A 14498-nucleotide genomic window follows, 5' to 3' on the forward strand; every position below is an offset into this window, starting at 1 on the left:
CCGCGGACGCCGTCGGGGCGGGGTGCCGTGGAGTCGGGCAACACTGCCCTGGCGCCCCGTCAATGTCGACGTTAACATACAAGTGGGCGGGTGTGGAACACCCGACAACCCAAATGGACAGTGTGATGAGGAAAATAAGAGACGAAGGAGGTGTGTTCTTCGTGGCGACGTTATCATTACTGTGCGGGTGGGGTGGGCTCGCGCTCCTGCCCGGGCGGGCTGCTAGGCTCACCAAGATGACTGGGACACGACGCGGTAGAGGTGCACCCTCGGTCGCGGACGTTGCCCGGCTGGCCGGAGTGTCCTCGCAGACCGTCTCGCGCGTGTCCGCCGGAGCCACCAACGTGCGCCCGGCCACCCGGGACAAGGTGCTCCAGGCCATGCAACAGCTCGGCTACACGCCCAACCGTGCCGCCCAGGCGCTGCGCAGCGGCAGCTTCAAGGCGATCGGCGTGCTCACGCAGCAGATCCTGCGCACCGGCGAGGCCCAGACCACCGACGGCGTGCTGCAGGCTGCCTGGGACGCCGGCTACACGGTCTCAATGGTGCAGGTGGACCGGCCCCAGTCGGAGGACATGGGTACGGCCGTGCACCGGCTGACCGCACAGGCGGTGGACGGGCTCGTCGTCGTCCAGGCCGGTCGGGCCGGGCCCGAGCACCTGGTGCTGCCGGCCGGGATGCCGGTGGCGGTGTCCGACTCGGCGCTGGTGGGGTACTACCCCTCGGCATCGGCCGACCAGGTCGGGGGCGTGCGTGCCGCAGTGGGGCATCTGCTTCAGCTCGGGCACCGCACCGTGCACCACATCACCGGCCCGGCCGACTCCCAGTCGGCACTGATCCGCTCGGCCGCCTGGGCGGCCTGCCTGGAGGAGGCCGGGCGGGAGGTTCCCGAGGCCGTCCCCGGAGACTGGGACGCGGCCGCCGGCTACGCCGCGGGCCGGAGACTGGCTGCGGACCCGGAGGTCACCGCGGTCTTCTGTGCCAACGACGAGGTCGCCATCGGCCTGGTGCGGGCGCTGCACGAGGAGGGGCGGCGCGTTCCCGAGGACGTCTCCGTGGTCGGCTTCGACGGGCTGGCGCTGGCCGAGTACTGCTTCCCGCCGCTGACGACGATCCGCCAGGACTTCCACCGGGCCGGCGTGGAGATGGTCAACCTGGTGCTGGAGCAGGTCGCTCACGGCGTGCAGGACGGCAGGCGGCGCATCATCATCCCCACCGAACTGGTGGTACGCGGCTCTACCGCCCCGCCGGCCCGCTGAGCCCCGGATCTGGCCCCACTGCGCTTGGACCGCCGGGCTCTACTTGGACCGCTCACGCCCCGTTGGACCGCTCACTTCCCGTTGGACCGCTGTAACCCGTGGCTACGGCGGTCCAACGGGAGCTCAGGGGTCCAACGGGGGAACGGGGGTCCAACGGGGGCGCAGGGGTCCAGTCTCGGGTACGTGGGGTAGGGGCCGACGATGTTGGCGACGACGATTCTGGCATTGGCGTGACCTCGGGTGCGCGGCCGCGCGCTCCGAGACGCGCTGATCCCGGTGTCACATGGTCAACCGCTCGTCGAGCAGATGCCGGGCGGGCACTCCCAACGCCCGGAGCGTGTGCCGCATCGCCAGTACCGCCGGTGCGGGGCCGACGACGACGAAGCGCCCGTGGGCGAGCAGATCGGCGTCGAGGAGCGCGGCGAGGTCGGCGCGCGTGTAGCGATGCCTGTGATGGTTGTAGTGGAGGGTGGGGTGGCGCCGGGCCAGGGAGCTAAGCACGTCGTCGTAGTACAGGTCCTCCGGGCGGGAGACGGCGTGCAGCACCATCACCCGGCGGGAGGCGGCGTAGGCCTGGGCGAGTCCCACCAAGGGCGCGATGCCGGTGCCCATTCCCAGCAGGACCAGGGGACGACCCTCGGCGGCGATGACCCGGTTGAAACGGCCGAAGGGGCCCTCGAGCGTGACGTCGGCGCCGACCGGCAGCCGCGACAGTTGGGAGGTGAAGTCGCCCGCCTCCCGGATCGTCAGGACCAGGGGCGCGGGGCTTGTGGTCGTCGGACTCTCCGCGGCCGCCGAGGCCCGGGCGTACTCCGGGGCGAAGGTCACCGAGAAGGGGTGGGCCTGGGCGGGCAGTCCGGGGGTGTGGAAGGTGACGAAGCAGAAGTCGCCGGGCTCGTACGCCGTCGCGCCCGCCGCCGGCGCGATCACCACCTGGCGGGTGGTGTCGTTCAGGGCGGTGTTGGCGACGACGGTGCCCCGCCGACCCGGCGCAGCCGGCGCGATCAGCTTGCCCCACAGGTATACGGCCAGTGCGGTGAGGGTGTACAGGTCGAGGGCGATGACGAATCCGGTCGCGGCGCTGACACGCGGAATGACGTGGACGTGCAGCACCACCAGGCCGATCATCACGAAGTTGAGCCGGTGGATCCACACCGAGGCCTCATGGGTGAGGAAACGCCCGAGCCACCTTTTCACGGCCGCCGCGCGGGGCAGGCGATCCACCAGCCAGCCGCTCATGAGCAATGCCGCGTATACGACGCCGAAGATGGCCAGATACCAGGCGACTCGCCCCGACCAGTAGATGATCGGGTGCATGGTGAACAGGTTGAGTACGTGGGCGGAGGCGAGCAGCAGGGCGAGCACGCCGAGCACCCCGTGCAACTGGTAGAGCGCCGGCAGCCCGATGCGCCGGTCCAGGGCCGTCGGCCGTGTGCTGAGAGCGACCGAAACCAGCCACCACGTGTAGGCGGCCACGCCGCAGTCGTACAGGACCAGGTCCCGGGTGGGCGCCAGCAGCTGCGTGTTGAGCAGGAGGATGAGCGGCGTCGGCGCCGCCAGGCTGACTGCCCAGGCGGCCCACCAGGACGGTGGGCGCAGCGCGTCGCGCCGTCCCCGCCGACCGCGCGGCCGTGTCCGTTTCGGCGCGCCATCCTCCTGCCGCGGCGGTGTCATCGCGGCAGCGGGGCGCGCGGCCCGACGGCTCACAGGCCCAGGCCCTCGAGCCACGCATCCACATCCGGCTGGGCGTCGGCCGCCTGACTTCCCCGCACCGCCAGGCCGTCCAGCACGGTGGCCTGCGGGTACTGGGCCTCAAGCTGCTGTTGGGTGTTGCCCAGGCCGGAGCCCTCGTGGGTGGTGAAGGGGATGACGGTCTTGCCGTTCAGGTCGACGGCGTCCAGGAAGGTGCGCACCACCATCGGGTACTCGCCCCACCATATGGGTGCGCCGACGAACACCGTGTCGTAGCCGGACACGTCCGGCAGCGGGTCGCGGATCTCGGGTCGGGCGTCGGCGTCGAGCTCCTCCTGGGCGACCTCGGTGGTCTCCTGGTAGTCACTCGGGTAGTCCGCGAGCGGGACGATCTCGTAGGAGTCGGCACCGGTGCGGTCCTGGACCATCTGGGCAATGCGGGCCGTGTTGCCGACCGTCAGGTCGCCCCCGTAGACGCCCTCGGTGCGGGAGAATGCGGGAGAAGTAGACGACCAGGATCGAGCTGTCGCCCGCCGGGGTGTTCTCGGCGTCGGCGGTCGGCCGCTCGGAGGGCGCCGCCGGGGCCGCCGAGCGCGATGCGGACGTAGACGTCGTCGCCGAGGGCCTTACTGCCAGCTCATAGCCGACGACGGCGGCCACGACCACGGCGAGGGCGCTAACGAGTGCGACGATGCGGGCGCGCTGGGACATGGAATCACTCCCCGGTGGTGTTGTAGGAATGCCCAGGGCCAGAAGGCCTACGCATGAAGACTATTGAGGGCCGGCCCGGTCAGGGAGGTCCGGTGAGGGCCTGGATGACTTGCATGAGTCGCGCGGTTAAGCGTCGCGTGGAGGCAGTTCTGCTGAATACGCAGGGGCCGCGTCGCGACAGCGCCTTTTCGACGTCGGCGTCTTAGGCTGGCCCCATGAGCGAGTACTTCGGGGGCAAGCGGGACCAGGCCGCGCCACGGGGACTCCCGGAGAGTGGGAGGTCAGAACCCTGGACTCCCTTCCCGGGGCGCCGACCGGATACGGTTTCCAGCGCCGAGATTCCGGGCCGGTCCCGGCCGCGGGAACGCTCGCACGGCCGTCATGTGGCACCGCCGGCGCCCGAGCACGTGCGCTTCGGGATGCCGTTCAACGACATCCTGCCCCTGTGGCACGACGGCACGGATATCACCTGGCACCGCCCGGTCGACGACGTCGACTTCGCCTCGATCCTGGGTCTGGGTCACGTGCAGACCGAGCCGGGCCCAGCAGTCGCGCCCGGCGGCTGGCAGGAGCTGGTGGAGACCGCCACGCTGCTGCCCGCGGCCCCGCAGTCCGACGACGGCCCGGTGCTGCGGTTGCGCGCGGCCACGCCGTCGGGGCGCCGCGCCATCAATGACCCGGGCGACGGCGTCGCCATCCGCCTGTCCAAGGCACTGCCGGTGGAGGAGGCCATGGGGGCGGGGAGTGGCTTGGACGTCGTCGGCTTCTCCGTTCACATCGGCCGCCTGATGCTGCGGGCGGCGCGTGACGGGGCGATCCTGCTGTTCACGCTGCGTGCGCCGCGGGACCCGGAGGCGCACCACCTGCTGTCCGTGCCCAGCGAAGTGGACTCCCGTCAGGTGATGCACTTCCACCTGGGCACCCTGCTGGACATGAGCGACGGCGCCTGGGCCCGTGCCAAGCACGCAGACAACATGACCCTGCTGGACCTGGACGTCCCTTACCAGAGCCTGCTGGGTGGGGGAGGTGCTCAGGGGGCGCAGGGACTGGAGCTTGAGCGGCTGACGGAAATGGCGCAGCCGGTCGTGGAGTGCCTGCTGCGTCCGGGCTTCCCCTTTGCGCTGGGGTCTTCTGTGATCATGCCGGTGGGGCGGCCGCGCTGAGTTCCGTGAGGACGGCGTGCCGGGGCCGTGGCTCGCATCGAACAGGGCGCCGAAAATGACCTCGTACACCCGAGCACGACCACCCGCGGGCCTGAGCCACCACAGCCGCAAACGCGAAGAGCCAAAGGGGCTCTTGCGGTTTGAGGGTGTGGTGCTTCCGGCGTGGTGGCTTTGGTCCGGGTTGCGGTGTTCGCGGTGGTCGTGGTTGGGGTGGTGAGGTCGGTGTGGGGCTGGCGGGGACGTTCTCGGGGGCGGATGAGGTCGATGTCGGGCTGGCGGGGTCGTGTTCGGGCTCAGGGGGTCGTGCTCGGTGGGTGCTGGTTTGCCGAGAACGTCCTCTTCATCCCCAAACCCTCCACGTTCGGGAGGGTTTCGGGCTTATGAGGACGTGTTCGACCAGCGCGGGTCGTTGTCGGGCGCACAAGGACGTTTTCGCGCCGCCGAGGACGTCGTCGGGCCGGCGAGGTCGTGCTCGGACCGGCGAGGGCGTGCTCGGGCCGGCGAGGTCGTCTTCGCCGCGGCCGGGCGGAGTGCTCGAGGACGCGGGTTGAACCTCCACGGCGCCGGCTCACCACGCCAGAACGCCAGGCCTGGCTGCACCTGGCTGCCGACGGCTCCGGCGCCCGGGAGCGGGTTCATCTGGAACGCCACTTCGCCGTCTGCAACGCCACTTCGGCGTTAACAACGCCAGTTAACCGTCTGCTGAAGGCCCCAGAGGTATACAGCAGACCGTTAAGTAGCGTTGTTAACGCCCAACCGGCGCACCAAACACCCCACCCCACGCCACCCCACCCCATGCCATGCCCCAGGACATCGTCAGCACTCCTGCCGCAGCCCGAGACACCACACCCACAAACCAGAAGAGCCGCGAAAGGCCTCAACGTCGCTGGCTCCGCCTCGGCTTGAAACCCCGCCCCGAGTCGGTCAGGCTCCTGCCATGAACGCACGCCCAGGCTCCACCGCCAACACCGGCTCGCCCGCGCCGCGCCCTCCCGCACCCCGCGATCCGTCCGGGCCATACGGCGTCGTCATGGTGTGCACCGGCAACATCTGCCGCTCCGCCATGGCCCACGCGGTACTCGTGGACCGGCTCGCAGCCGCCGACGTCCCCGCCGTCGGCCCGGGCGCAGTCGCCGTCACCTCGGCGGGCGTCTCCGACGAGGAGGCCGGCAACCCCATGGACCCGCGCGCCCGCCTAGTCCTCGCCGAAGCCGGCTACGGCACCGGGACCGACGCCGCCTCCCTCGCCGTCGCCGCCGTCATCGGCACGCACGCCGCCCACCGCATCAGCGACGCCGAGCTGCGCCGCGCCGACCTCGTCCTCGCCATGACCGCCGCGCACCACCGTGCCCTGACACGCCGCGCCGAGCGCCTCAACGTCGATCCCGCGCGCATCCGCATGTTCCGCGAGTTCGATCCCGACGCCCCGGACGCCGCCACCGCATCCGCTCCCTCGCCGAGTCTCGACGTGCCCGACCCCTGGTACGGCACCATGGCCGACTTCATGGACACCCTCGACGTCGTCGAGCGCGTCAGCGACGCCCTGGCCCCCGGACTCGCAAAGCTGGTAGGCGCCTCCGGCACACGGTGACCGGCGCCGAACGCAGAGTCGTCAGCCCCGAGTCGTCAGCTCAGCGCTCAACCCAGCCGCTGGACCAGCCACCCGGTGACCGTGGACAGGTAGTCCGCACGCGCCCGCGAGGGGGACAACGCCAGGTCGTGCACCCCGCCGGGGATCTGCACCACGGTCACGTCCTCGCCCAGGAACCTGGAGCGCTCCACGATCTGCTCCACCGACAGCACCGTGTCGCAGCGCAGCGCCTCCTCGCGCGAGACGTCCGGCCCGCCCGACGCCGTCGAGCAGCACACCAGCACCGGCACGCCGATGCCCAGGCCGTGGCGCACCTCCCGCTGCAGCCGCCGAATCCCAGCCAGGAAGCCCGCCCGCACGGGGAACGACGGCGACGGCTTAAGCGACAGGTCCCAGTCCCACTCGCCGCCCCACCGCCGGTGCAGAGTGCGGGCGTACACGTCGACCTCAACCGGGCCGGGATCGGCGTCGACCGGGATGGCGGTGGCGGCGTCGTAGCCCTGAGCGCCGGGCGCGGAGCCCGCCGCGGACGCTCCGGAATCCCCGCCGGTGGGCGCAAGCTCCTTCTTCTCACTCGGGTTATCGATAATGCGGTCGGGGGCACGGCGAGAGAGCAGGTCGATGAGGGCCGAGCCGTAGGATCGCACCAGCGCGGAGGAGTTCAGCTGCAGCCACGGGGAGTTCAGGGTCACGGCCTCGACCGACCCGGGGTGATCGGCCGCCCAGATCACCGCCTGCAGGCCGCCGGTGGAGTGCCCGTTCAGCACGACGTCGCTGTGCCCGTGCTCCTCGCGGATGATCCGCAGGGCCTTGGTGATCTCCTCATCGTGCACGCGCAGGTCGCGCACATCGTGCGGAGACCGGTAGCCCACGCCCGCCCGGCCGCAGGCGCGCAGCTCCAAGGCGTAGAACTCAAAGCCGGCGGCGAGGAACGCGCCGGCCAGCCACGTCTGGAAGAAGTAGTCGTTGCGCCCGTGCAGGTACAGGACGGCACGCGCGTGCCGGGGTCCGCTCACTTGCCCGTCCGGCCCCGGCGTCGGCGCGGCCCGGCGCTGATGCACCAGCACGGCGTGGTCCGCCCCCGGCGCGGCGGGGGACTCGGTCACCGGGATTGTGCGGGCCACCCAGGGTTCACCCAGGATATCGGTCACCAGCGGCGCGGGCGGCACCGCGGTGGAGGAGGCGCGGTCGGCCGGTTCCGACGGCGGCTGCGGGGCTGGGGGCGTCGCGTTCATGGGTGCCATGGCTGCATCCTGTCACGGGCATCGTCGTAGCGGCCGGTCATGACGGGTCACCGGTGTCGGGGTCGATGCGCAACCTCAACCGACCTCGGTCGTGGTAACCAGCGCTTCCGGTTTGGGAGTGGGGTGTTCACGGGCTGGTCGGGAGCCGTGGTCCGGGGGGCGGGTGCGTGAGTGGGCTGGGGTGTCTGCTGCGCCGGTAGGGCGTTAACAACGCTACTTAACGCTCTGCTGTATGGCCCGGAGCCCTTCAGCAGACGGTTAACTGGCGTTGTTAACCCCGAAGTGGCGTAGTAGACGCGATGTGCGTGGTGGTTGGACCCGCTTGCGGGCGCGGGGTTGGTGGCGGACTAGTTAGGCGTGGTGTTCCGGTGCTGTTCATCGGGTCCCTCAGGTTGAGACATACCGGTCTGATGCGCCACGTTCGTGCCGGTGGCTGTCGGGCCTCGGGGTTTGTTGGGGGCGTTGTATCTGGTGCCGGTGGTTGCCGGCTTGGGGTGGTTGGTGATGGTCTGCTCGCCGACGTCCATGGCCTCGAAGTCAGCCTCGGACTCAGCCTCAGCCTCGGACTCAGCCTCAGCCTCGGACTCAGCCTCAGCCTCGGACTCAGCCTCGGACGCCGACGGGGGCTCGGGTTCGGACGCCGACGGGGGCTCGGGTTCGGGCTCGGCGATGGTGTCGGTGGCGGTGCCGCTTGCGCTGCTCCTATGTTCTGCACGACCTGGGGCCGTGTTCCACGACCTTGGTGTGTGTTGCACGACCCCGGGGTGGTCGTGCAACACACACCAAGGTCGTGCAGAAGCACCGGGGCCGTGCAGAAGCACCGGGGTCGTGCGGTGTCGCCGCCCCCTACGCTCCACCGGGCAGAGGCACGCGCTCATCTCCACCGGGCAGAAGCGCGCACTCATGCCGACGCCGCGGCCTAAGGTGCCACGCTCGCGCCGGCAGCCGGCTTATCCGGTCCCCGGGGGTGTAGTGGCTGTTGTCTGGAGCCTCCGGGCACGGATGCTGACAGTGTGCCAAGACACCCCAGCGCTGCCGCCACATGGGTCAGGCTCATGAGTTCCATACTGGTGTCCCGCACGCCCCGGTCCACTGCCGCCAGGGTGAGGACGGCCCGCTTGGCGGCGGCGCGAGACGCCTCCTGCCACCCGCACGCGTTCGCGGCCCTGGCGCCGCCACCGCCGCAGGCGCACCAGCAAGTGCGTGGGCAGCCACCCCACCGCCACACCTCCAACCGGAACAGTCCGGTATCGACCGACCTCGGTACGTAAGATCTACCGACCTCGGTACGTAAGATCTACCGACCTCGGTACGTAAGATCTACCGACCTCGGTACGTAAGATCTACCGACCTCGGTACGTAAGATCTACCGATCTCGGTGTAGTGATGCGCGCGTCGTTTTCGGCGACCGGCTTGCTCCGGGCGCCGCTTCCCGCCTAACGTAGGCGCCGACCATCCAGAGCAACCGAGAGACCTGGCTCGTCGACGTTGCAGCAACCCCCGTTCGCGGTGAGGGTGCTACCGCCAGGACCGATGGAGGATCACGTGACGCAGCTACCTGCATCCGATGCACCGGGCCCCGGGCGGCCGGGCGCGGACGGCGTGGCGTCCGGTGCCCAGACGCCGGAGCCCATGATCTCCCTGCGCGATGTCCACAAGGTCTACAAGCTCCCGGGCGGCAACACGGTGCGCGCCCTGGACGGCGTCACCCTGGACGTGCACGCCGGCTCCATTCACGGCATCGTCGGCACCTCCGGCGCCGGCAAGTCAACGCTGGTGCGCTGCCTGACCAGCCTTGAGCGCCCCACCTTCGGGGAGGTGCGCGTGGCGGGCAAGAACATGACCGACCTGTCCGCCCGCGACCTGCGCGAGGCCCGCCGCGCCATCGGCATGGTCTTCCAGCACGCCAACCTGCTGGACTCGCGCACCACCGCCCAGAACGTCGCCTACCCGCTGGCACTGGCCGGCGTGCCCAGCGGCCAGAGGCACGACACCGTCGCCCGCATGCTGGACCTGGTGGGCCTGGCCGACCGCGGCTCCTCCTACCCCTCCCAGCTCTCCGGCGGCCAGAAGCAGCGGGTCGGCATCGCCCGGGCGCTCGCGGATCAGCCCGCCGTCCTGCTGTGCGACGAGCCCACCAGCGCCCTGGACCCGGAGACCACCCGCCAGATCCTCGGGCTCATCCGGGACGTGCGCGACCGGCTCGGCGTCACCGTCGTCATCATCACTCACGAGATGAGCGTGGTCCGCCAGATCTGCGACTCCGTCAGCCTGCTTGATGCGGGCCGCGTCGTCGAGTCCGGCCCGATCGAGGCGGTCGTCTCCGACGTCGACTCCCGGCTGTCCCACGAGCTCGTCCCCACCCCGGAGATCCCCGAGGGGGCGCTCGACGACGGCGATCTGGTCATCGACGTCGCCCTCACCGCCCGGCACGGGCAGCCCGCGGCGGCCCAAGTGCTGGCGCTCGCCGCCGAGCAGGGCGCCGACGTCGCCGGCGGCCTGTTCGAGACCCTCGGCTCGGCCCAGGTCGGGCGCCTGGCCCTCACTGTCCGCGCCGAACAGGCGCCGGGCACGCTCACCGCCCTGCGCGAAGCGGGCGTTACCGCGGAGGTGCGCGCATGAACACGCTGATCGGTTCCGGAGTCCTCGCCCTGGCCGCCAGGGGCGACGACACCTGGTTCAACAACCCCGCCATCCAGCGCAAGCTCGGCCCGGCCACCCTGGAGACCTTCCAGATGCTGGGCGTGTCCGGGGCGCTGACCATCATCCTCGGCATGCTGCTGGGCCTGGCCCTGGTCAGCACCGGCAAGCGCGGGCAGCACGCCAACCGGGCCGTCTACGAGGTGCTGTCCCAGATCGTCAACCTCGGGCGCTCCATGCCATTCATCATCCTGATGGTGGCGCTGATCCCCTTCACCCGCATGCTCGTGGGCACCTCCCTGGGCTGGGGGGCGGCCTGTGTGCCCCTGACGATCGGCGCCATCCCCTTCTACGCGCGCCTGGTCGAGACCGCGATCAACGACGTCGACCACGGCAAGGTCGAGGCGGCCCTCATGATGGGCGCCTCCGGCCGCCAGATCACCTGGGGCGTGCTGGTCCGTGAGGCCCTGCCCACCCTCATCCAGTCGGCCACGGTCACCCTGATCACCCTGCTCGGCTACACCGCCATGGCCGGGACCGTGGGCGGCGGCGGCCTGGGCGACCTGGCCATCCAGTACGGCTACCGGCAGAACGCCTCCGACGTCATGGTGATCGTCGTCGTCCTCATCGTGCTCGTGGTCGCCGTCATCCAGGTGTGTGGCGACATGCTCAGCCGGCTGGTCGACCACCGCTGAGCCTCGACCAGCCGGAGTCCCGGGGCGCGGCCCCGAAGGAAGGCTCGGCTCGCATATCCACCCCGGCGACGGCGCTCCTGGCGTGAGCGCCTCACCGCCCACCCCGAATTCCGTGCAGCAACCACTGCTCTCAAGACAAGGAACCACCATGACCACCACCATTGCTCGCCGCACCGTACTGGCCGGCGGACTCGCCTCCGTCGTCGCCCTGACCCTGGCCGCCTGCTCCGGCAACTCCAGCGGGGTCGACGGCATCAGCGTCGACGGCGACACGGCCACCATCAAGATCGGCGCGTCCTCCCAGCCCCACGCCCAGATCCTCCAGTGGGTGCAGGACAACCTCGCCGCCGACGCCGGACTCAACCTCGACATCGTTGAGATCGAGGACTATGACATCCCCAACGCCTCGCTCTCCGACGGCTCCCTGGCGGCGAACTTCTTCCAGACGCCCAACTTCCTGGAGCAGCAGAATGAGGAGAAGGGCTACGACCTGGTCGCCATCGCCGACGTGCACATCGAGCCCATGGGAATTTACACCGACAAGGGCTACAGCTCCGTCGACGAGGCCGCCGAGGGCGGCAAGATCGTGCTCAACAACGACCCCGCCAACACCGCCCGCGGCCTGAAGCTGCTGGAGTCCGCCGGCCTGATCACGCTCGACCCCGACGTCGAGGTCCCCACCACCCTGGACGTCACCGAGAACCCCAAGAAGTTCGAGCTGATCACGGTCGACGGCGCCCAGACGCCCCTGTCGATGGCCGATTCCGAGCTGGCCGTCATCAACGGCAACTACGCGCTCGCCGCAGACCTGAACCCCAGCGAGGACGCGCTCGTCCTGGAGCCCAGTGGGGAGTCCCCCTACGCCAACCAGCTCGTGGTCCGCAGCGCCGACAAGGACAACGAGTACCTGCTCAAGCTCGCCGGACTGCTGAACACCGACGAGCTGCGCACCTACATCGAGGAGACCTGGACCGACGAGTCCGTGGTCCCCGCCTTCTGAGGCGCATTCGCGCCACCCCCTCGCGCGCCATCACCTCCGCCAGGCCCCGCCCGGCCACCACCACGCGCTCAAGCCGAAGCGCCGGCAATTGAGTCGCGGGTGGCGGCCGGGCGGAGCCCCGTCAGGAGGCGGGGCGGTAGCCGGCTAGCGTGCCGGTGGCCGGGTCGTAGCCGACCACGTAGTCCTCAGCCACCAGGTCGAAGAGGGCCCCCGAGTCCGTGTCCATCCCGGGGAACGCGATCCTCTCCCCGGAATCGACGTCGTACATCAGGCGGAAGGTCTGGACGTCCTGGGCGTCGGCGGCTTCCGGGCCGGCGGTCAAGACGGTGCGATCCGCGGAGACACGGACCGAATACAAGCAAGTGGGGGCGTCACTGAACTGCGCCAGCGTGATCGTTCGCTTGTCAGTGACCTCGACCGACTGGGCGCAGTCGTTGCTGTCGCGGTTGACGATGCCCAGCACGGTCTGGGTCGAGCCGTCGGCGAAGCGCGCCTTGAAATCGGCCAATGAGCGTGGCGCGGTGGCGCTGATCGCCGCCTGGTTGTCGGCGACGACGGTGACGTCGTCGTAGGAGTCGACCGGCTCACCGCCCTCCGGGTCGTATGCGTAAACGGTCGTCCGGTTGTCGTAGGCGGTCAGGTAGATCATCCACCCGTCGGTCGCCGCATAGGCGGCGTACCCCATTATCGTTTCGGCTGGAACCGGTATGGTCAGTGGAACCCGCTCCCCGGTGTCGAGGTTGTGGATGGTGCGGGTACCGAGGATGCAGTACCGCTGCCCGTCGCGCACGAAAACCGTCTGGTAGAAGTTCGACGCATAGTTGAAGTAGCGGTCGGGGTACTCCATGGTCGCGCTCCACAGTGAGGTTTCCGGCTGGTCCTCTCGATACGCGGTGCAGTTGCCGTCGGCGGTGCAGGCTATGGCGACGTCGTCGGCGACCATCACGCCGTCGCTGGAGGACCAGGGGATCTCACGGGTTTCGCCGGTGTCCAGGTCGTACAGCGTGGAGTCGTGGATGAGGGTGCGCTCCCCCCACTTGAGGTAGGCGGGCTTCGTGGCGACATCGAAGTCGTCGCTCGAGTCGCCCGCGTCGGCGGAGGCGTCCACCTGCGCCGACCAGGACTCGGTCACGCCGGAGTCGGTCAGCGCGTACGCGGTCAGCGTCGCATTAGCGGGATCGTCCCCGGTCTCCAGGGTCAGCAGATAGCCCGGCACGGTTATGACCTGGGCGCCGGCGGCCACGGTGGTATCCCAGGCCTGTTCCGCCCCGGCCCGCCACTTCGAGGACGGGGAGTTGGTGACGACCTGATCCGTCGCAGGAGCGACCGCGTAGTTCCTGCCGTGACTGAGTGCCAGCCCGCCACCCACGACGACGCCGAAGGTGAGCAGTCCAGCCAGAACGACGGTGCCGATGGCCCGGGGGCTGAACCGGTCCTGACGTGCAGGCGCAGGGGCGGACTGCCCTGGGAACGGCGTCGGGGAAGTCATGGCCCGATGCTAAATGGTTCGGCTACCTCGTAGAAGCGCGCACCACGGGGAGTGCTGCCCACGGTCGCCGTCGCCCCGCCGGGAGGGGCGCCCGCCGTCTCAGTCGACGATGCCGTACAGGCGGTCCCCGGCGTCGCCCAGGCCGGGCACGATGTAGGCGTGCTCGTTGAGGCGTTCGTCGCGAGCGGCGGTCACCACGGTGACATCGGCCCGGTCGCCGATGGCCGCCTCCAGGGTGGCGATGCCCTCCGGGGCGGCGATCAGGCAGATGGCGGTGACGTCGCGGGCGCCGCGCTCCAGGAGGTAGTTGATGGCGGCGACGAGGGTGTGCCCGGTGGCGAGCATGGGGTCGATGACGAAGCACTGGCGGCCGGAGAGGTCATCCGGCAGGCGGTTGGCGTAGGTCTCCACCTCCAGGGTGTCCTCGTTGCGCTTCATGCCCAGGAAGCCGACCTCGGCGGTGGGCAGCAGCCTGGTCATGCCCTCGAGCATCCCCAGGCCGGCGCGCAGAATCGGTACCACGATCGGCCGCGGCTCGGCCAGGTGCCGGCCGGTCGTGGCGGCTACCGGCGTCTGGATGCGGATCTCCTCGGTGCGCACGTCGCGCGTGGCCTCGTAGGCGAGGAGGGTGACCAGCTCATCGACGAGCTGACGGAAGACCGCCGAGGTAGTCTTCTCGTCGCGCAGGACGGAGAGCTTGTGGTCAATGAGCGGGTGATCGGCAACGTGCAGGCGCATGGGCCAAGCCTACGACGTCCGAAACGAGCCGAGGGTGGAGTAGGCCGGAGCCGAGTGGCGGATCGTGGTCCCGTCCGGATGTCGGCAGTCTCGCAACGCTAGATACGAACGCGTTACAAGCGATAATCTGGCTGTTCGCCTTTGTTGGTGTGGTGTTTCGGGCTGACGGGGACATTCTCGGGGGCGGGTGAGGTCGATGTCGGGCCGGCGAGGGCGTTGTCCGCCGAGCAGGGGCGCCCTCGCCGTCGTCGGCTGACCCATGTCCTCGAACAGCCC

The 14498-nt window shown here is 70.0% G+C and carries 11 protein-coding genes and 1 riboswitch; of the genes, 6 read left to right on the top strand and 5 right to left on the bottom strand.

Going from position 1 to position 14498, the window contains the following annotated elements; translation table 11 throughout:
• Window positions 1-236 precede the first annotated feature (236 nt).
• Window positions 237-1259 (top strand): LacI family DNA-binding transcriptional regulator, encoded by a 1023-nt coding sequence (locus E4J16_RS00635; protein WP_136312955.1) that lies wholly within the window; start codon window positions 237-239, stop codon window positions 1257-1259.
• A gap of 279 nt (window positions 1260-1538) precedes the next feature.
• On the opposite strand, the gene E4J16_RS00640 is transcribed toward E4J16_RS00635, so the two are convergent.
• Together E4J16_RS00640 and E4J16_RS00645 are read right to left on the bottom strand one after the other, a co-directional pair.
• Complete coding sequence (locus E4J16_RS00640; RefSeq protein ID WP_136312956.1) at window positions 1539-2933, bottom strand: ferric reductase-like transmembrane domain-containing protein; 1395 nt, start codon at window positions 2931-2933, stop codon at window positions 1539-1541.
• A 29-nt stretch (window positions 2934-2962) separates the two neighbouring features.
• Complete coding sequence (locus tag E4J16_RS00645) at window positions 2963-3412, bottom strand: flavodoxin (RefSeq protein ID WP_275669595.1); 450 nt, start codon at window positions 3410-3412, stop codon at window positions 2963-2965.
• Between the two features lie 465 nt (window positions 3413-3877).
• Here E4J16_RS00645 and E4J16_RS00650 point away from each other — a divergent pair, with 465 nt between their 5' ends.
• Both E4J16_RS00650 and E4J16_RS00655 read left to right on the top strand, forming a co-directional pair.
• A complete protein-coding gene (locus E4J16_RS00650; protein ID WP_136312958.1) occupies window positions 3878-4825 on the top strand; it encodes a hypothetical protein in 948 nt (315 codons plus the stop codon).
• A gap of 937 nt (window positions 4826-5762) precedes the next feature.
• Window positions 5763-6416, top strand: a complete 654-nt coding sequence (locus tag E4J16_RS00655; RefSeq protein ID WP_338028864.1) for a low molecular weight protein-tyrosine-phosphatase — start codon at window positions 5763-5765, stop codon at window positions 6414-6416.
• A 47-nt stretch (window positions 6417-6463) separates the two neighbouring features.
• Here the strand turns inward: E4J16_RS00655 and E4J16_RS00660 are convergent, their stop codons facing one another.
• Entirely contained in the window at window positions 6464-7651 is a 1188-nt protein-coding gene (locus E4J16_RS00660; RefSeq protein ID WP_136314514.1) for an alpha/beta hydrolase, read from the bottom strand.
• A gap of 1458 nt (window positions 7652-9109) precedes the next feature.
• Window positions 9110-9200: riboswitch (SAM riboswitch) on the top strand.
• Between E4J16_RS00660 and E4J16_RS00670 the strand changes: the two genes are divergently transcribed.
• The 3 genes from E4J16_RS00670 (at window position 9194) to E4J16_RS00680 (ending at window position 11995) form a co-directional block, all read left to right on the top strand.
• Entirely contained in the window at window positions 9194-10282 is a 1089-nt protein-coding gene (locus E4J16_RS00670) for a methionine ABC transporter ATP-binding protein (protein WP_420809317.1), read from the top strand. It overlaps the preceding riboswitch by 7 nt.
• Entirely contained in the window at window positions 10279-10995 is a 717-nt protein-coding gene (locus tag E4J16_RS00675; protein WP_136312960.1) for a methionine ABC transporter permease, read from the top strand. The genes E4J16_RS00670 and E4J16_RS00675 overlap by 4 nt, the downstream gene beginning before the upstream one ends.
• A 148-nt stretch (window positions 10996-11143) precedes the next feature.
• On the top strand, window positions 11144-11995 hold the full coding sequence (locus tag E4J16_RS00680) for a MetQ/NlpA family ABC transporter substrate-binding protein (protein ID WP_136194032.1): 852 nt from the start codon (window positions 11144-11146) through the stop codon (window positions 11993-11995).
• A 121-nt stretch (window positions 11996-12116) separates the two neighbouring features.
• Here the strand turns inward: E4J16_RS00680 and E4J16_RS00685 are convergent, their stop codons facing one another.
• Window positions 12117-13484, bottom strand: a complete 1368-nt coding sequence (locus E4J16_RS00685; protein ID WP_136194033.1) for a hypothetical protein — start codon at window positions 13482-13484, stop codon at window positions 12117-12119.
• Between the two features lie 99 nt (window positions 13485-13583).
• On the bottom strand, window positions 13584-14222 hold the full coding sequence (upp, locus tag E4J16_RS00690) for a uracil phosphoribosyltransferase (RefSeq protein ID WP_136312961.1): 639 nt from the start codon (window positions 14220-14222) through the stop codon (window positions 13584-13586).
• Between the last annotated feature and the right edge of the window lie 276 nt (window positions 14223-14498).

The organism is Actinomyces procaprae (assembly GCF_004798665.1).
Lineage (GTDB): Bacteria > Actinomycetota > Actinomycetes > Actinomycetales > Actinomycetaceae > Actinomyces > Actinomyces procaprae.

Coding starts and splice junctions, on each gene's coding strand:
- E4J16_RS00675 (WP_136312960.1), top strand. CDS start 10,279: ATGAACACGCTGATCGGTTCCGGAGTCCTCGCCCTGGCCGCCAGGGGC.
- E4J16_RS00660 (WP_136314514.1), bottom strand. CDS start 7,651: ATGAACGCGACGCCCCCAGCCCCGCAGCCGCCGTCGGAACCGGCCGAC.
- E4J16_RS00685 (WP_136194033.1), bottom strand. CDS start 13,484: ATGACTTCCCCGACGCCGTTCCCAGGGCAGTCCGCCCCTGCGCCTGCA.
- E4J16_RS00635 (WP_136312955.1), top strand. CDS start 237: ATGACTGGGACACGACGCGGTAGAGGTGCACCCTCGGTCGCGGACGTT.
- E4J16_RS00650 (WP_136312958.1), top strand. CDS start 3,878: ATGAGCGAGTACTTCGGGGGCAAGCGGGACCAGGCCGCGCCACGGGGA.
- E4J16_RS00680 (WP_136194032.1), top strand. CDS start 11,144: ATGACCACCACCATTGCTCGCCGCACCGTACTGGCCGGCGGACTCGCC.
- E4J16_RS00670 (WP_420809317.1), top strand. CDS start 9,194: ATGGAGGATCACGTGACGCAGCTACCTGCATCCGATGCACCGGGCCCC.
- E4J16_RS00640 (WP_136312956.1), bottom strand. CDS start 2,933: ATGACACCGCCGCGGCAGGAGGATGGCGCGCCGAAACGGACACGGCCG.
- upp (WP_136312961.1), bottom strand. CDS start 14,222: ATGCGCCTGCACGTTGCCGATCACCCGCTCATTGACCACAAGCTCTCC.
- E4J16_RS00655 (WP_338028864.1), top strand. CDS start 5,763: ATGAACGCACGCCCAGGCTCCACCGCCAACACCGGCTCGCCCGCGCCG.